Source organism: Mesorhizobium subarcticum, assembly GCF_055456085.1.
The window spans coordinates 1,593,443-1,608,604 of record NZ_CM144237.1 but is presented as its reverse complement, the minus strand read 5'-3'; the positions used below and the strand labels follow the sequence as shown (position 1 = coordinate 1,608,604).

Annotated in this window: 19 protein-coding genes; 11 read left to right on the top strand and 8 right to left on the bottom strand. The window is 63.6% G+C overall.

Going from position 1 to position 15,162, the window contains the following annotated elements; translation table 11 throughout:
• Nucleotides 1-128: 128 nt before the first annotated feature.
• From ffh to ACZYHG_RS07695, 5 genes are all read left to right on the top strand, one after another.
• Nucleotides 129-1,724: a signal recognition particle protein gene (gene ffh, locus ACZYHG_RS07715; RefSeq protein ID WP_464613272.1), complete on the top strand. Its 1,596-nt coding sequence runs from the start codon at nt 129-131 to the stop codon at nt 1,722-1,724.
• 7 nt (nt 1,725-1,731) lie between these two features.
• Nucleotides 1,732-2,058, top strand: a complete 327-nt coding sequence (locus tag ACZYHG_RS07710) for a chorismate mutase (protein ID WP_464613271.1) — start codon at nt 1,732-1,734, stop codon at nt 2,056-2,058.
• A gap of 49 nt (nt 2,059-2,107) precedes the next feature.
• Nucleotides 2,108-2,509 carry a 30S ribosomal protein S16 gene (rpsP, locus tag ACZYHG_RS07705; RefSeq protein WP_027031966.1) on the top strand — a complete coding sequence of 134 codons (402 nt, stop codon included), beginning with the start codon at nt 2,108-2,110 and terminating at the stop codon, nt 2,507-2,509.
• 86 nt (nt 2,510-2,595) lie between these two features.
• A complete protein-coding gene (locus tag ACZYHG_RS07700) occupies nt 2,596-3,441 on the top strand; it encodes an acyl-CoA thioester hydrolase/BAAT C-terminal domain-containing protein (protein ID WP_464613270.1) in 846 nt (281 codons plus the stop codon).
• Nucleotides 3,442-3,599: 158 nt separating this feature from the next.
• Nucleotides 3,600-3,944, top strand: coding sequence for a hypothetical protein (locus ACZYHG_RS07695; protein ID WP_464613269.1), 345 nt, complete (start codon nt 3,600-3,602; stop codon nt 3,942-3,944).
• Between the two features lie 43 nt (nt 3,945-3,987).
• On the opposite strand, the gene ACZYHG_RS07690 is transcribed toward ACZYHG_RS07695, so the two are convergent.
• The 4 genes from ACZYHG_RS07690 to ACZYHG_RS07675 form a co-directional block, all read right to left on the bottom strand.
• On the bottom strand, nt 3,988-4,515 hold the full coding sequence (locus tag ACZYHG_RS07690) for an SRPBCC family protein (protein ID WP_464613268.1): 528 nt from the start codon (nt 4,513-4,515) through the stop codon (nt 3,988-3,990).
• A gap of 17 nt (nt 4,516-4,532) precedes the next feature.
• Entirely contained in the window at nt 4,533-4,943 is a 411-nt protein-coding gene (locus ACZYHG_RS07685) for a DoxX family protein (protein WP_464613267.1), read from the bottom strand.
• 167 nt (nt 4,944-5,110) lie between these two features.
• Nucleotides 5,111-5,395: a hypothetical protein gene (locus ACZYHG_RS07680; protein WP_464613266.1), complete on the bottom strand. Its 285-nt coding sequence runs from the start codon at nt 5,393-5,395 to the stop codon at nt 5,111-5,113.
• 68 nt (nt 5,396-5,463) lie between these two features.
• Nucleotides 5,464-6,369, bottom strand: coding sequence for a bestrophin family protein (locus ACZYHG_RS07675; RefSeq protein ID WP_464613265.1), 906 nt, complete (start codon nt 6,367-6,369; stop codon nt 5,464-5,466).
• Nucleotides 6,370-6,558: 189 nt separating this feature from the next.
• On the opposite strand from ACZYHG_RS07675, the gene ACZYHG_RS07670 reads away from it, so the two are divergent.
• Nucleotides 6,559-6,966, top strand: coding sequence for an ACT domain-containing protein (locus tag ACZYHG_RS07670; protein WP_464613264.1), 408 nt, complete (start codon nt 6,559-6,561; stop codon nt 6,964-6,966).
• Between the two features lie 253 nt (nt 6,967-7,219).
• On the opposite strand, the gene ACZYHG_RS07665 is transcribed toward ACZYHG_RS07670, so the two are convergent.
• Together ACZYHG_RS07665 and ACZYHG_RS07660 are read right to left on the bottom strand one after the other, a co-directional pair.
• The gene (locus ACZYHG_RS07665; protein ID WP_027059343.1) at nt 7,220-8,254 is read right to left on the bottom strand and encodes an aspartate-semialdehyde dehydrogenase; all 1,035 of its coding nucleotides are present in this window, start codon (nt 8,252-8,254) and stop codon (nt 7,220-7,222) included.
• Between the two features lie 108 nt (nt 8,255-8,362).
• Complete coding sequence (locus ACZYHG_RS07660) at nt 8,363-8,497, bottom strand: hypothetical protein (protein ID WP_275451169.1); 135 nt, start codon at nt 8,495-8,497, stop codon at nt 8,363-8,365.
• Between the two features lie 202 nt (nt 8,498-8,699).
• On the opposite strand from ACZYHG_RS07660, the gene ACZYHG_RS07655 reads away from it, so the two are divergent.
• On the top strand, nt 8,700-10,565 hold the full coding sequence (locus ACZYHG_RS07655; protein WP_464613263.1) for a DEAD/DEAH box helicase: 1,866 nt from the start codon (nt 8,700-8,702) through the stop codon (nt 10,563-10,565).
• 65 nt (nt 10,566-10,630) lie between these two features.
• Here ACZYHG_RS07655 and ACZYHG_RS07650 read toward each other — a convergent pair whose 3' ends face one another.
• Nucleotides 10,631-12,040, bottom strand: coding sequence for a glycosyltransferase (locus ACZYHG_RS07650; protein ID WP_464613262.1), 1,410 nt, complete (start codon nt 12,038-12,040; stop codon nt 10,631-10,633).
• A gap of 138 nt (nt 12,041-12,178) precedes the next feature.
• Between ACZYHG_RS07650 and ACZYHG_RS07645 the strand changes: the two genes are divergently transcribed.
• From ACZYHG_RS07645 to ACZYHG_RS07630, 4 genes are all read left to right on the top strand, one after another.
• Nucleotides 12,179-12,874: a DUF805 domain-containing protein gene (locus ACZYHG_RS07645; protein ID WP_464613261.1), complete on the top strand. Its 696-nt coding sequence runs from the start codon at nt 12,179-12,181 to the stop codon at nt 12,872-12,874.
• A gap of 147 nt (nt 12,875-13,021) precedes the next feature.
• Nucleotides 13,022-13,318 (top strand): hypothetical protein, encoded by a 297-nt coding sequence (locus tag ACZYHG_RS07640; protein ID WP_464613260.1) that lies wholly within the window; start codon nt 13,022-13,024, stop codon nt 13,316-13,318.
• Nucleotides 13,315-13,452: a hypothetical protein gene (locus ACZYHG_RS07635; RefSeq protein ID WP_464613259.1), complete on the top strand. Its 138-nt coding sequence runs from the start codon at nt 13,315-13,317 to the stop codon at nt 13,450-13,452. Before ACZYHG_RS07640 ends, ACZYHG_RS07635 begins: the two co-directional genes overlap by 4 nt.
• A gap of 49 nt (nt 13,453-13,501) precedes the next feature.
• Complete coding sequence (locus ACZYHG_RS07630; protein WP_464613258.1) at nt 13,502-13,900, top strand: MarR family winged helix-turn-helix transcriptional regulator; 399 nt, start codon at nt 13,502-13,504, stop codon at nt 13,898-13,900.
• Between the two features lie 77 nt (nt 13,901-13,977).
• On the opposite strand, the gene leuB is transcribed toward ACZYHG_RS07630, so the two are convergent.
• Nucleotides 13,978-15,081, bottom strand: coding sequence for a 3-isopropylmalate dehydrogenase (leuB, locus tag ACZYHG_RS07625; RefSeq protein WP_464613257.1), 1,104 nt, complete (start codon nt 15,079-15,081; stop codon nt 13,978-13,980).
• Nucleotides 15,082-15,162: the final 81 nt, after the last annotated feature.

Below are 15,162 nucleotides of genomic sequence, written 5' to 3'. Positions count from 1 at the left end.
TCCTGGAGGCCAACACCCGGCAGCGCTGAGCGCCCCCGGGTGCTTTTTGGTTTTGGCTTTTGCTTGGACACTTGGCGCGAACGCATTACCTCTCGGGCACCATCCGGCGCCAGGGAAAAGGAAACAGAATGTTTGAATCGCTACAGGAACGTCTTGGTTCGATCCTGAACGGCCTCACCGGTCGCGGCGCGCTGTCGGAGGCTGATGTCTCGGCGGCGTTGCGCGAGGTGCGCCGTGCGCTGCTCGAGGCCGACGTGGCGCTCGAAGTGGTGCGTTCCTTCACTGACAAGGTGCGCGAAAAGGCCGTCGGCGCCGCGGTGCTGAAGTCGATCAAGCCCGGACAGATGGTCGTCAAGATCGTCCATGACGAGCTGGTCGACATGCTGGGCGCCGAGGGCGTCGCCATCGACCTCAATGCGCCGGCGCCGGTCGTCATCATGATGGTCGGCCTGCAGGGCTCCGGCAAGACGACGACCTCGGCCAAGATCGCCAAGCGGCTGACCGAGCGTCAGAACAAGAAAGTCCTGATGGCCTCGCTCGACACGCGGCGTCCCGCCGCGCAGGAGCAGCTGCGCCAGCTCGGCGAGCAGGTCAAGGTCGCCACTCTGCCGATCATTGCTGGGCAGAATCCGGTCGATATCGCCAAACGCGCCGTGCAGGCGGCCAAGCTCGGCGGCCATGACGTCGTCATCCTCGACACCGCCGGCCGCACCCATATCGACGAGCCGCTGATGGTCGAGATGGCCGACATCAAGAAGGTGTCGTCGCCGCACGAGATTCTGCTGGTCGCGGATTCGCTGACCGGCCAGGATGCCGTCAACCTGGCCAAAAGCTTCGACGAACGCGTCGGCATCACCGGCCTGGTGCTGACCCGCATGGACGGCGACGGTCGTGGCGGTGCGGCGCTTTCGATGCGTGCCGTCACCGGCAAGCCGATCAAGCTGATCGGCACCGGCGAAAAGATGGACGGGCTGGAGGAATTCCACCCCAAGCGCATCGCCGACCGCATTCTTGGCATGGGCGACATCGTCAGCCTCGTCGAAAAGGCCGCCGAAAACATCGACGCCGAGCAAGCGGCGGCGATGGCCAAGAAGATGCAGTCGGGCAAGTTCGACCTGAACGACCTCGCCCAGCAGCTTCAGCAGATGTCGAAAATGGGCGGCATGGGCGGCATCATGGGCATGATGCCCGGCATGGGCAAGATGAAGGACCAGATGGCCGCCGCCGGTCTCGACGACAAGATGTTCGGCCGCCAGCTCGCCATCATCTCGTCGATGACCAAGGCCGAGCGCGCCAATCCAGACGTGCTCAAGCATTCGCGCAAGAAGCGCATCGCCGCCGGCTCCGGCACCGATGCCGCCGAGATCAACAAGCTGTTGAAGATGCATCGCGGCATGGCCGACATGATGAAGGCGATGGGCGGCAAGGGCAAAGGCGGCGGCCTCATGCGCGGCATGATGGGCGGCCTTGCCTCCAAGATGGGCCTCGGAGGCATGATGCCTGGCGGCATGGGTGGCGGGATGCCTGACCTCTCCAAGATGGATCCCAAGCAACTCGAAGCCTTGCAGAAGCAGGCGCAGGCCGCCGGCCTCGGCGGCATGAAGGGCCTGCCCGGTGGACTTCCTGGTGGTGGCGGTTTGCCCGGCCTGCCTGGCGGCATGAAACTTCCGGGGCTTCCCGGTCTCGGTGGTGGCGGACTGCCAGGCCTTGGCAAGAAGAAGTGAGGACGCGATGAACGAAGAAAAAGACATGGCCGACGCACGCACCATCCTGGCCGGTTACCGCGCCTCGATCGACAACATCGACGCCGCCCTCATCCATATGCTGGCCGAGCGCTTCCGCTGCACCAAGGCGGTCGGCGTCCTGAAGGCCGAGCATGGCTTGCCGCCGGCCGACCCGGCGCGCGAGCAGCAGCAGATCACCCGTCTTCGCCAGCTGGCGAATGACGCCCATCTCGACCCGGATTTCGCGGAGAAATTCCTCAACTTCGTCGTCCGCGAAGTGATCCGGCACCACGAACAGATCGCCGCTGCCAACGGCGTGACGAAAATCGGCTGAGAAATCTCAGCTACAATCAAACGAAATCAGAGTTTTTAGGAGAAAAGAAATGGCACTGAAGATCAGACTGGCCCGCGCGGGCTCGAAGAAGCGTCCTTACTATCACGTCGTCGTTGCCGACGCCCGTTCGCCCCGCGACGGCCGTTTCATCGAGTCGCTCGGCTCGTGGAACCCGCTGCTGCCCAAGGACGGCGAGCGCGTCAAGGTTGACGCCGACCGCGTCAAGCATTGGCTGTCGCACGGCGCCCAGCCGACCGACCGCGTGCTGCGCTTCCTCGACGAGGCCGGCATTGCCAAGCGCGACGCCCGTTCCAACCCGAAGAAGGCCGAGCCGGGCAAGAAGGCGCAGGAACGCGCCTCGCTTCTGAAGAAGGCGCAGGAAGATGCCGCCGCCGCCGTTGCGGCCGCTACTGCCGCCCCGGCCGAGGCGGAAGCCGCCACCGCCGAATAAAGGGTGCTTCATCGCATCGACGAAACGGCGGGCCTGTGCCCGCCGTTTTGCTATTGTGCGGCATGGTGGCATTCGAGCGGATGAGGATGGCCGAGCGGGCAATCACACAAGAAATCCTGTCCGGCAGCGTTGCCGGAACGCTTCTGCGATGCCCTGGCGCCACGACGGGTGTCGTGGTGCTGAGCGGATCCAGCGGCCGCATCGACGTCGCCCGCGCCAGACTGTTTGCCGGGGAAGGGGCGTCCGCGCTCGCGCTCCAGTGGTTCGGCGGCGACGGCCAAATCCCCGGCATATGCGAAATCCCTATCGAGACGTTTTTCGCCGCAACCGACTACCTTGTCGGACTGGGCTGCCGGCGCATCGTCTATGTCGGGACATCGAAAGGCGCCGAGGCGTCACTGCTCGCGGCGGCTCACGACCCGCGCATCGATGCCGTGGTCGCGATCAGCCCGACATCGGTGGTTTGGGGCAATATCGGGCCAGGACGCGATGGCATAAGCTGGCCCGAGCGATCGTCATGGACGCTGAAGGGGGTTCCGCTCCCGTTCGTTCCGACCGACCCGAATTGGCAGGCAAGCCGTGTCGATGGCCTTGTATCCTACAGGGGACTTTTCGAGCACTGCCTGGCAAGCTTCAAGCAGGAAGCGTACCGAGCCGCCATTCCCGTCGAGGCAATCTCGGCGGAGATTGTACTGGTCGCGGGTGGCGGTGACGCGCTGTGGCCATCCCTCGATTTTGCGCAATCGATCGTTCGGCGTCGAAAAGATGCCGGAAAGGCAACGCACCTCGTTTCAACTCCCGACGCGGGCCACCGCATTCTCCTGCCGGGGGAAACCACGCCACGGTCGGTATCGCACGCCCATGGCGGCGACGACCGCGCCGATGCAGATCTCGGCCAGGAAGCTTGGGGATGCATCCGCAAGTTGCTGTAGCCTATTCATCATGTTCATCCCTATATTCGGGCCTCGCCTGCGCCCCACTTGACGGGAGACTCCGACGTTGATCTCCTGCCGATACAGTTTGGGGAGTGTGCGTCTTGAAATCAGTTCTGGCTTTAGCTATCGCGGCCTTTTTGGCCTTCGCCCTTGGCATGCCGGCCCAGGCGGCCAGTTTCGCCAATATCGTCCTTTCCGCGACGAAGGGCGGCGAATCCCAGAACGCATTCCCCGCGGACACGCCGGTCATCTATTTGTCGGCCGACCTGGTGGACATTCCGGCCACGTCGACGATCACATTCTCGTGGGTTTCGATCGATTCTCATGGCGTTGCGCCAGCCAACTATACGATCGACAAGGTTGACCTCCATGTCGGAGAGAACACCCAGGCGGATTCGCAGCTCAGCAAACCCACGGCCGGGTGGCCGGTTGGCACCTATCGTGTCGATCTGATCATCGACGGAACGGTTTCGGACTCGGCGCCCTTCACCATCCCATGATTTGACGGGCCATTAAGGCGCTCGGCGGACAGGTCCTGGCCGGTCATGCTTCGGTGCTGCGCTTGAGATTGGCGAGGCCGACCTCGAAATCCCGACCGATCAGCGTGTCGAAATTCATGAACAGGCCCATCAGCTTGGCGATGAAGGGCCGGCTGCCGCGCATCGCCCAGGAGACGGCAGTTGTGCCGCCTGAGGGCGTCAAGGTGAAGTCGACGCTGTTGTTGGCTCGAAACGGCCTCTCGAAATCGAGCTTGAGCGACACCAGCGAAGATGGCACCGAATTGACGATCTCCATGCGTCCCTTGCCGGCCTTGCCGTTGCCTTCCCAGGCATAGGCGGCGCCCTTGCCGCTTGCCGCGCCGGAGAGGGTGCGCTTCATATCAGGGTCGAGTTTTTCGTAAGGCGACCACTCGGGCCAGCGGCTGAAATCGTTGATCAGCGGGAAGATCGCTTCCGGCGGCGCCTTGATGCTGGCCGTGCGGGTGGTGACGAAGTCATTCGGTCGTGTCGCCGCATAGATGAGCACGGCGGCGATGATGACGACGAGGATAATAAGGATGGTGCTGAACATTTTTCTCTCTTTCGTGCTTATCGGCCGAACGGGATCAATGCGCGCACCCTGGGATCGCGCAGATACAGGCCGGCCCACAGGATGACACCGAGATAGACACCGAACAGCGTGTGCGACAATAGCGGGCTGTCGAGGCGCACCTTGGTCGCGATGGCGCCGCCCATATAGGCGGTGAGCAGGATGGCGCCGAGCACCGAGGTGCGTGGCCATGCGTAGAGTGCCGTCGAGATCAGGCCGATGATGCCGAGCATGCGCGCGACATTCGGATCGGCCGGCCAGCCGAGCTGCACCATGGTTTGCGTGACGATGTCGAGCGGCGGCAGCTTGATGGCGCCGTCGAAGATCATGAACAGGATGATGACGCCGCTGAGCACGCGGCCGGTCCACAGAGCGCCGGACGAGACGGTCGTGGTTTCAGAAATGGTCATTGCTCTTCCCTCAGTGTTTCAGTGGGCGCCGACCTTCTTCGTGAAGGTCGATCCAAGGACGCGCGGCGAGGCAATGATCCGACACGCCGCGGATACTTTTTTGATATCTGGACGGCTTGGCTCGCCAGGACGACGCTCAAGCCGCTAGCCGAGACCGGGCATAGCGTTCAGGTCGAACTTGGGATGCGCCGAAGCTTCGGACTGACCCTCAGCACTTCGGCCAGCCAGACAACAGATTTCTCCGCCGCGGTATAAGCGAGCTCCACCGTATCGTAACGCGCACCGGAATAGTATTCCGTTGGCGTCCAGGCGCCGCCATCCTCGACGTCCCTGCGGAATTCCTCGTAGCCGAACGATCTGTCGGGCCTGGAGAAGATATCGACACAGCGGTCGTGTTCGTCGTTCTCGACGCTGGCAAACACGACCCATGATCTGTCAATTCGTTTCGACATCCAGCTTCTTATAGACTCGCGGCTGTCCTCTATTGACCAGAGCGCCTGCAAATTTCCGACGATCATCGTCAGGAGAAATAAAACTTCTCGGCTGGAATCATCTTGGGCGGTGTTTCGCCCAGCGCCTCGAACACCGAGATTTCGCAGACGCGGCAGAGACCGTCGAGCGCCAGGTCGTTGGCCTCGGTGCCGAACGGATCCTCGAGCTCTTCCGAAAGCGCGTCGAGGCCGAAGAAGGTGTAGGCGATCAGCGCCGTGAACAGTGGCGTCGCCCAGCCGGTTGTCGAGATCAGCCCGATCGGCAGCAGCAGGCAAACGATGTAGGCCGTGCGATGCACCAGCAGCGTGTAGGCGAAAGGCAGCGGCGTGCCGGCGATCCGCTCGCAGCCGGCCTGGATGGCGGTGATCGATGCCAGCCTCTCATCCAGGATGCGAAAGCCGATCGAATCGACCTCGCCGACGCGGCGCTGCGCATTGGCGCGCCGGCCCATGCGCCTGACCATCTCGTCGGCCGGATTGGCGAAACCTGCCGCCGTGTCCGCCTCGGCCTCGATGAAGGCGCGGGCGTCGTTGATGCTGTCGGTCTTGCGCAATTGGCCGCGCAGGAAATGGCAGAAGGCAAGCGCATCCATGAGCAAAGCGCGCTGTTCGGTCCGCTCTGGGATCAGGCTGGTCGTGGCCCGCGCCAGATTGCGGATCTCAAAAACCAGCGTGCCCCACAATTTGCGCGCCTCCCACCAGCGGTCGTAGGCGGCGTTGTTGCGGAAGGAGAGGTAGATGGACAGGGTCACGCCTACCAGCCCGAACGGCGTGATGTTGAAGACGCCAAGATCCAGCTGAAACCTGCGTGCGAGGGCGACGATGATCGCCGAATAGAGCGCAAAACCAAAAATCTGCGGCAGGATACGTGGCACCACGGAACCGCGCATGATGAAGAACAGCTGCAGGAACCCCGGACGCGGGCGAACGATCATCGAAGAGCCTTTCACGGACCGGCGCGGGTCCTCAGCTTCTCTATTGTGCGATGCGATAGCTTCGCAAGCCCATCGGCAAGCGACATCGCCATGTCGTGCGTGCAGCGTGCGGACTATCGGCTTCGTTCAGTCACGGATATTGAAAGGCGTGCAGACCGGCCAGTCCCCACATCAGGCATGAGAAAACAAATGACCGGCGAGACCGATCTGAAGACTTTGTTGGCATCGATGACACCGGAATTGCTTCCTGGCGTCCATGTCTTCGTCACCCTTGCACATGGGGTTGCCCAACCGGAAGGCCTGGAGCCGGTGTTGGTGTTTCGCGAGCGTGAAGGCCAGACGCTGATCGTGACCGAGGAGACGGCAAAGGCAGCCGGACTCACTGCCTCATTCCGCTGCCGGATGATCACGCTGAACATCCACTCATCGCTGGAAGCAGTCGGCTTCCTCGCCGCCATCACCACGCGGCTGGCAAGCGCCCGCATGGGCGTCAATCCGGTCTCGGCCTTTTATCACGATCATCTGTTCGTGCCAGCGGAGCGAGCGGAGGAGGCTTTGGCACTCTTGCATGATGCGATCTTGGAAAACCAAAGCTGAGGCCGGCGCTGCCCCTCATCCGCCTGCCGGCATGCCGGCCCTTCGCTATCGCTCCGGGCGTTCGTCGTTCGGAAGGCCAAGCAATTGGCTTTCCGTCCGCTTCGCGGACCACTTCTCACCCCCGTAAACGGGGAGAAGGGAGCTAACGGCCAAAGGCCGAGCCCGCGACTGCGGGCCGCCGGTCGTCCGGCGCGCCCGCGCAGGGCCAGCCGCGCAAGCGGCGATACGGCCCGTGAGCGAAAACAAACAGCCGTCAGGCCGCCTTCTTCTTCGGCTGGATCAGGCCGCGCTCGACCAGAAGCTCGGCGATCTGCACCGCATTGAGGGCCGCGCCCTTGCGCAGATTGTCGGAGACGATCCACATCGACAGGCCGTTGTCGATGGTCGAATCCTCGCGGATGCGCGAGATGAAGGTGGCGTCCTCGCCAGCCGATTCCAGCGGCGTGATGTAGCCGCCGTCCTCGCGCTTGTCCAAGACCTGGCAGCCTGGAGCCTCGCGCAGGATATCGCGCGCTTCGTCGGCGGTGATCGGCTTCTCGAATTCGATGTTGACCGCTTCAGAATGGCCGATGAACACCGGCACGCGCACGCAGGTCGCCGTCAGCTTGATCTTGGGATCGAGCATCTTCTTGGTCTCGGCGACCATCTTCCACTCTTCCTTGGTCGAGCCGTCGTCGAGGAAGACGTCAATATGCGGGATGACGTTGAAGGCAATGCGCTTGGTGAACTTCTTGACCTCGACGCCGTCGGCAACGAAGACCGCGCGGGTCTGGGTGAAGAGCTCGTCCATGCCTTCCTTGCCGGCGCCTGACACCGACTGGTAGGTGGCAACGACGACGCGCTTGATGGTGGCGAAATCATGCAGCGGCTTCAGCGCCACGACCAGCTGCGCCGTCGAGCAGTTCGGGTTGGCGATGATGTTCTTGCGCGTGAACAGCGAGATCGCGTCCGGGTTCACTTCCGGCACGATCAGCGGCACGTCCTGGTCATAGCGGAAGGCCGACGAATTATCGATGACGACGCAGCCCTGCTTGCCGATCTTGGGCGACCATTCCTTGGAGACGTTGCCACCGGCCGACATGATGCAGATGTCGGTGTCGGAAAAATCATATTGATCGAGCGTCCTGACCTTCAGCGTGCGGTCGCCGAACGACACTTCCGTGCCCTGGCTGCGCCGCGAGGCGAGCGCCACGACTTCGCTTACCGGAAAGCCGCGCTCTTCCAGTATGTTAAGCATTTCCCGGCCCACATTGCCCGTGGCGCCGACGACTGCAACCTTGAAACTCATCGAAAAATCTCCTGTCCCTCTCCGCTTGGTTTTTGGAGAAAACCCGCTGGCCGATGCGGGTTCCGTCCCCCGGGCCGGACCCGGGAGAGGGTGGTTAGGCCAAGGGAATCACACCGTTTTGGTGGTGGTTTTTTTGGCCATGGTTTTGCTGGAACGAGGGGACGCGCCAAAACGCCCGGCCCAATGATGTGCATTGAGGCTGGGGGCGTCGAATGCAAGAAGAGCCATCAAAAGGCCGCGCATCGAAAACGATCCCGTTCGAAGCGGGCTTTTACGCGGTTTGCGGCAGGAGTCAATTGGCGACGCACCGCCTGGCTTTCAAGGCGCGCCCTGTACAAGAGCGGCGCCAGGAAGTACGAACGGCCAAGATTGTTTGGCTGGCGTGACGCCGGTCCCGGCTCGTGCTCCATGATGAGCGCAGAACCCTGAATTCCGAAAGAGCGAGATGTCCAACTTCGAAGCTATTGTCCCAGCGCTTGCACAGGCGCTGGAAAAACGCGGTTATTCCGAACTGACGCCCGTGCAGAAGGCGGTTCTGGAGCTCGGCCAGGCCGATGCGCTGGTGTCGGCGCAGACCGGCTCCGGCAAGACCGTCGCTTTCGGCCTGGCGCTGGCGCCGACCCTTCTGGGCGACGCCGAGCGCTTTGGCCATGCAGCAGCCCCGCTGGCACTGGCCGTCGCGCCGACGCGCGAACTGGCGCTGCAGGTGACACGCGAACTGGAATGGCTCTATGAACTGACCGGCGCGACGGTGGCGTCCTGCGTCGGCGGCATGGACATGCGCACCGAGCGGCGCGTGCTGGACCGCGGCGCCCATATCGTCGTCGGCACCCCCGGTCGCCTGCGCGACCACATCACCCGCAACTCGCTCGACATGTCGGCGCTGAAGGCGGTGGTGCTGGACGAGGCCGACGAGATGCTCGATCTCGGGTTTCGCGAGGATCTCGAATTCATCCTCGACGCCGCCCCGGCCGACCGCCGCACGCTGATGTTCTCGGCCACCGTGCCGCGCTCCATCGCAACGCTCGCCCAAGGTTATCAACGCGATGCCGTGCGCATCTCGGCGGCCGGCGAGGAAAAGCAGCATCTCGACATCGAATACCGGGCGCTGAGCGTCGCCCAGGCCGACCGCGAGAACGCCATCATCAACGTGCTGCGGTTCTATGAGGCCAAGAACGCGCTGGTGTTCTGCAACACCCGCGCCGCCGTCAACCACCTGACCGCACGCTTCAACAACCGCAACTTTTCCGTTGTCGCGCTGTCGGGCGAGCTCAGCCAGAACGAGCGCAGCCACGCGCTGCAGGCGATGCGCGATGGTCGCGCCAAAGTCTGCATCGCCACGGATGTCGCGGCGCGCGGCATCGACTTGCCCAATCTCGAACTGGTGATCCACGCCGACCTGCCGACCAACCCGGAAACGCTGCTGCATCGCAGCGGCCGCACCGGGCGCGCCGGGCGCAAGGGTGTCAGCGCGCTGATCGTGCCGGGCAGCGCCCGCAAGCGCACCGAGCGGCTGCTGCAGAACGCCGGCCTCAAGGCGACCTGGGCAAGCCCACCCTCGGCCGACGACGTGATGCGGCGTGATGACGAGCGCATCCTGGCCGACCCGGTTTTCGACGAGCCGGTGAAGGAGGATGAGCGCGAGTTTATCGACGCACTGCTCGCCAAGCATGGCGCCGAACAGGTGGCCGCCGCCTTCGTGCGCCAGTGCCGCGCCAGCCGCTCCGCCCCCGAAGACCTGATGGACGTAGCACCCTTCACGCCATCGCGTGAAAGACCGGCGGGCGAAAACTTTGCGCGCCGCGACGAGGCGCCCAGCCGCCGCGACGATTTCGGCGCCAGCGTCTGGTTCTCGCTGTCGATCGGACGCCGGCAGAATGCCGAGCCACGCTGGCTGATCCCGATGCTGTGCCGCACCGGCAGCATCTCGAAGCGCGAGATCGGCGCCATCAAGATGCAGCCGGAAGAGACCTTCGTGCAGATCGCGGCGGACTGGGCCGACCGTTTTCTGGCCGCGATCGGACCTGACCGCAAATTACAGGGCAACATCCTGGTGAAGCGGCTGGAGGGCACGCCGGACCTGTCACGCGCCGGCTACCAGCCGCCAAGCCCGGACAAGAAACCGCATCGCGGCAAGGCGCCGTTCGACCCCAACGCGCCGAAGCGCAAATTCGAGAAGCGTGCCCCGGCCTCATCCGACCAACGCCCGGCAGCCGCGCATGAGGCGAAGCCATGGGCGAAAAAGCCAGGCAAGCCGAAATTCGACAATGCCGGCCCGCCGAAGCACAAGAAGCCGAAGCGGCCGTCCTAACGCAATTCCAGGAAAAGTGTGTAGCGGTTTTCCGTTCGGAATTGCGTCCGACAAAGAGCTAAAATCTAAAAACGGCGAGATGCGCTCTCTTTCAGGCCGGCCTTGATGGCGGCCCAGCTGGCCGATGCCGGTGTCGGCCGATGCTGCTCGGCGATGCGCTGGGCAAGCGACGATCGCCAGGCGTGATCGTCCGCCATCTTGCGGATGGCGGCATACCAGCCGGCCTGATCGTTGGAATCGATCGCCGGCATCAGCCCGCCGGTCGCCTCGATCAACGACGGCGTCGTCGAGACGATGACCGGAACACCGAAATCGAGGCATTCCGAGGCGCCGTAGCCCCAGCCTTCAATATGCGAGGGAAAGACGCCAAACGTGGCGCTGCGATAATATTGGATGAGCTGCTCGTCGCTGACCAGCCCGGTGAACGTCACCGACGCGGCAAGCTCGGGATGGGCTTTGAGAAAAGCCTTCAACTCGTCGATCATCCAGCCCCAGCGCCCGGCGCAGACAAGCCGCGGCAGCTTGACGCCGTCTTCCAGCGCCTGCTGCCAGATCCGCGCCAAGAGGATGTGGTTCTTGCGCACTTCGATGGTCGAGCAGTAGAGCACGAACGGCTCGCCGCCTTCGATGCGCGAGGTCGTGCCGGCGCGCGATGCGTTTGCGTGCAGGATGGAGGGCATAGGGAACCGGTACACCACCGGCGCGGCGATGCCGGCCTTGCGCATGTGCTCGGTCAGTGTCGCGCCGACCTCATCGGAGGCGCAGAATGCCGGAGCGCCGGAGCGCACGAGGTGTTCGAGATAGGGTCCGAAGCGGCGCTCGCCGGTGCCCGCGCCCAGCAGGTCGGGGCGCAAGGCCGGGATGATGTCATGGCACAGGAAAGCCAGCTTGCCGGCGGCGCCCGAAACGGCGGATCGGTCTTCCTGGGTCAGGATGTGATGGCTGATCAGCACAAGGGCGCCTTTGGTCTCGACCGGCTGGGGTGGAGCCTCCTGACGGAAGTGGACCCTGGCCCGCTGGCAGAGGCGATAGGCGCGGATCAGCAGCCGCGTCGCCTGGTAGGCGATCCCCTTGCGGCCGTTGGTCACCGTCTTGGCGAGATGACGGTCCGTCTCGCGCTTGGCCCAAGGCTGCTGCCGCACCGCTTCGAAGGCCTGCGACAGCGCCACGCTTTGCCCCGGCCATCGTTTCACACGATGCGGCGAAATCTCGCCCGCCGCGACATGGTCCTGTTCATAAGGTGCAAGCGGCCGAAACCGGCATTCCCCGGACCTGAACGCCACCACCTCGACGCAAGGATCGGGATCCGCCAGCGCCGCGTTGGCGAGAAAGCTTTCCACACGCGGAATACCCGCCAAGCCCTTACCGGGCGGCCAGAACATCAGGCCGGTGGCGTCGATGGCCAATGTCGGGGAGGGCGTTGCGATGTTCCCGTCCTCGATCACAGCGCCGGCATCGGGACGTTCGACTGTCATTGTCTGCTTTGGCGAAACGGTTGCACTCGATGTCTTATGCTTTATTTGCCGCGATGGCGGTAGCCTGGGAACACGGCTTGCCCCCAAGCTCGGCCCTGTGCCACATCTTGGCAGGGACGCGGCGACAAGGGGTGGGTTATGCGCGGGGAAGTGCTTCACTACGACGAGAGCCAGGGCTTCGGCTTTATCACCGGAGCCGACGGCAACCGCTACACCTTCACCCGCGAGAACCTGCGTCGCCAGGCAGCAATGCCCAACGGCACGGCGGTCGAGTTCCAGCCAGGCGGCGGCCAGGCGCGCGACGTCTTTCCGGTCGCCGCCCAGACCGCAAGCCCGGCCGCCGGCACAAGCGCCGCGCCGGTTCAAGCCAACCCTGCACCTGCGCCCGCCGTATCGCAGACGCAGCCATTCGGCCGGACGGCCGAGCCCACCGATCTCTGGGGCTATTTCTGGCGTAGTGTGACCCAGAACTACTTCAATTTTGCCGGCCGCGCCCGGCGCAAGGAATATTGGAGCTATTGCCTGTTCTGGACGGTTTGCCTGCTGATCATCGGCGGCATCGGCATCTTCACCGACATCGAAATGGGCAATTTCGACACCAGCTTCTCAGCGGCGGTCACTGTTGGCCTGTGCGGCACCTTCCTGCTGGCCACCTTCCTGCCCAGCCTCGGCATGATCGTGCGCCGCCTGCACGACATCGGGCTGACCGGCTGGCTCTGCCTGGTGATCCTGATCCCCACCATCGGCAGTCTGATCATCCTGGTCTTTGCGTTCATCCCGACGCAGGCCCGCGAAAACCAGTGGGGACCGGTGCCGGCCGGCATCAGGGTATAACGACCCCGGCGGCATACCGTCCGAAACTGCATAAGAAACAAGGAGTTGGCACCATCCAGGCGTAGCAGCAAAATTCCCTTGCAATTTACTCTGTGCACAGATAGTCTGTGCACAGATCGAATGGTCGATCGGACAGGAGCCAAGACAATGTGGACCAATGAATACACCGCGATTTCCTCCCTTCCCGCGCAAGCCATCTGGAACGCGCTGAAGGCGTTGCATGAAGGCCGCCTCACCTATGAAGGGTCGGACAATTTCGTGCTGCACGGGCCGTTCGCCAAGGGCACCCGCGTCTCGGTGACGCCGGTCGGGCAGGACACGTTTGAATCTGTTATCGTCGATCTCGTCGATAACGTCACCTATGCCGACGAGACCTCGTTTGGTGACACCAGGCTCTTGTTCCGCCATACGCTGTATTACAGGTCGAAGGCGGCACGCAAGTGACCCATCGGCTCGAAATATCAGGCCCCTCGGCCGCCGAGGTCGGACCCGAACTCGGCCCGCAGATCAGCGGCGATTTCGACGTCTCGATGGCCAAATTGTTCGAGCAGGCGGAGGCGTTGGCGAAAAATGGCTGATGGGCAGGATTTGAACACGCGCTTCAGCGGACCTTCGGAGAGCCCCGGCTTGTTGCTCTGGCGAACCACCATGCGCTGGCAGCGCGTCATGACGGCGGCGCTCGCCCCTCTCGACCTGACCCATGTCCAGTTCGTGCTGCTGGCCTCGGCGATGTGGCTCGGCCGCGATGGTGAGCCGCCCAACCAGGTGCAGCTCGCCGCCCAGGCCGGCACCGAGGTGAAGATGACATCGGATGTCGTTGCCCGGCTTGAGGCAAAAGGATTGATTGCGCGGGAGACAGACCCCAGGGATTCCCGCGCCAAGGTGATCCGCATCACCCCAGCCGGAGCGGCGGCCGCGCAGAGCGCCATCGTCGCCGTCGAAGCCGCCGACGCTGCCTTTTTCGGGCCGGTGGACGAGGCGCGGCTCGTCGGCCTACTGCGTCAGCTTGCCGGCGATATTCGCTAGAGCATGATGCCGAAAAGTGTGAAGCGGTTTTCGGACGACATCATGCTCCATCCCCTAAGGCCGAGCTGCGCTGCGGCTTAAGCCAGGAATTTGGCGATGATCGCGTCGCCCATTTCGACGGTGCCGACCTCGGTCATCCCGGCCGAGAAAATATCCTTGGTGCGAAGGCCCTGGTCGAGCACGGCGGCGATCGCGCTTTCGACGCGGTCGGCTTCCTCGACCATGCCGAAGGAATACCGCAGGCACATGGCGAAGGAGGCGATCATGGCGATCGGGTTGGCGATGCCCTTGCCGGCAATGTCTGGCGCCGAGCCGTGCACCGGCTCGTAGAGCGCCTTGCGCTTCTTGGTCTTGGCATCAGGCGCGCCGAGCGAGGCCGACGGCAGCATGCCGATCGAGCCGGTCAGCATGGCGGCGATGTCGGACAGCATGTCGCCGAACAGATTGTCGGTGACGATGACGTCGAACTGTTTTGGCCAGCGCACCAGCTGCATGCCGCCGGCGTCAGCCAGCATGTGGTCGAGCTTGACGTCTGAGTAGCGCGCCTTATGGGTCTGGGTGACGACCTCGTTCCACAGCACGCCCGACTTCATGACGTTGCGCTTTTCCATCGAGGTGACGTGGTTCTTGCGCGTCCGCGCCAGCTCGAAGGCGACGCCCGAAATGCGCTCGATCTCGAACGTGTCGTAGACCTGGGTATCGATGCCGCGCTTCTGGCCGTTGCCGAGATCGATGATCTGCTTGGGTTCGCCGAAATAGACGCCGCCTGTGAGCTCACGCACGATGAGGATGTCGAGGCCTTCGACGACTTCCTGCTTGAGCGAGGAGGATGCGGCGAGCGCCGGGTAGCAGATGGCCGGGCGCAGATTGGCGAACAGCTCCATGTCCTTACGCAGCCGCAGGAGGCCGGCCTCGGGACGCACCTCGTAGGGCACCGCATCCCATTTCGGACCGCCGACGGCGCCGAACAGCACCGCGTCGGCCGCCATCGCCTTTGCCATGTCGGCATCGGAAATCGCCGCACCATGCGCATCGTAGGCGCAGCCGCCGACCAGGCCCTCATCGGTGACGAAGCCGCTGGCGAACTTGTCGTTCATGGCCGCAATCAGTTTCTTGACCTCGGCCATGGCCTCGGGGCCGATGCCGTCGCCGGGGAGCAGGAAAAGATGCTTCGTTGCCATGGAGAAAACCGTCCCAGAAAAGATTTGAACCGGCGCTTTGCTAAACGCCAAGCGCTTGCGGCGCAAGCCTAGCGTTGAGAA

Excerpts from the sequence above, each read along its gene's own strand:
- ACZYHG_RS07675 (WP_464613265.1), bottom strand. The coding sequence starts at position 6,369 with ATGATCGTTCGCCCGCGTCCGGGGTTCCTGCAGCTGTTCTTCATCATG.
- leuB (WP_464613257.1), bottom strand. The coding sequence starts at position 15,081 with ATGGCAACGAAGCATCTTTTCCTGCTCCCCGGCGACGGCATCGGCCCC.
- ACZYHG_RS07660 (WP_275451169.1), bottom strand. The coding sequence starts at position 8,497 with ATGCGCGGCCTTTTGATGGCTCTTCTTGCATTCGACGCCCCCAGCCTC.
- ACZYHG_RS07670 (WP_464613264.1), top strand. The coding sequence starts at position 6,559 with ATGACCGGCGAGACCGATCTGAAGACTTTGTTGGCATCGATGACACCG.
- ACZYHG_RS07700 (WP_464613270.1), top strand. The coding sequence starts at position 2,596 with ATGGCCGAGCGGGCAATCACACAAGAAATCCTGTCCGGCAGCGTTGCC.
- ACZYHG_RS07650 (WP_464613262.1), bottom strand. The coding sequence starts at position 12,040 with ATGACAGTCGAACGTCCCGATGCCGGCGCTGTGATCGAGGACGGGAAC.
- ACZYHG_RS07695 (WP_464613269.1), top strand. The coding sequence starts at position 3,600 with ATGCCGGCCCAGGCGGCCAGTTTCGCCAATATCGTCCTTTCCGCGACG.
- ACZYHG_RS07640 (WP_464613260.1), top strand. The coding sequence starts at position 13,022 with ATGTGGACCAATGAATACACCGCGATTTCCTCCCTTCCCGCGCAAGCC.
- ACZYHG_RS07665 (WP_027059343.1), bottom strand. The coding sequence starts at position 8,254 with ATGAGTTTCAAGGTTGCAGTCGTCGGCGCCACGGGCAATGTGGGCCGG.
- ACZYHG_RS07710 (WP_464613271.1), top strand. The coding sequence starts at position 1,732 with ATGAACGAAGAAAAAGACATGGCCGACGCACGCACCATCCTGGCCGGT.
- ffh (WP_464613272.1), top strand. The coding sequence starts at position 129 with ATGTTTGAATCGCTACAGGAACGTCTTGGTTCGATCCTGAACGGCCTC.
- rpsP (WP_027031966.1), top strand. The coding sequence starts at position 2,108 with ATGGCACTGAAGATCAGACTGGCCCGCGCGGGCTCGAAGAAGCGTCCT.
- ACZYHG_RS07685 (WP_464613267.1), bottom strand. The coding sequence starts at position 4,943 with ATGACCATTTCTGAAACCACGACCGTCTCGTCCGGCGCTCTGTGGACC.
- ACZYHG_RS07680 (WP_464613266.1), bottom strand. The coding sequence starts at position 5,395 with ATGTCGAAACGAATTGACAGATCATGGGTCGTGTTTGCCAGCGTCGAG.
- ACZYHG_RS07655 (WP_464613263.1), top strand. The coding sequence starts at position 8,700 with ATGTCCAACTTCGAAGCTATTGTCCCAGCGCTTGCACAGGCGCTGGAA.
- ACZYHG_RS07645 (WP_464613261.1), top strand. The coding sequence starts at position 12,179 with ATGCGCGGGGAAGTGCTTCACTACGACGAGAGCCAGGGCTTCGGCTTT.
- ACZYHG_RS07690 (WP_464613268.1), bottom strand. The coding sequence starts at position 4,515 with ATGTTCAGCACCATCCTTATTATCCTCGTCGTCATCATCGCCGCCGTG.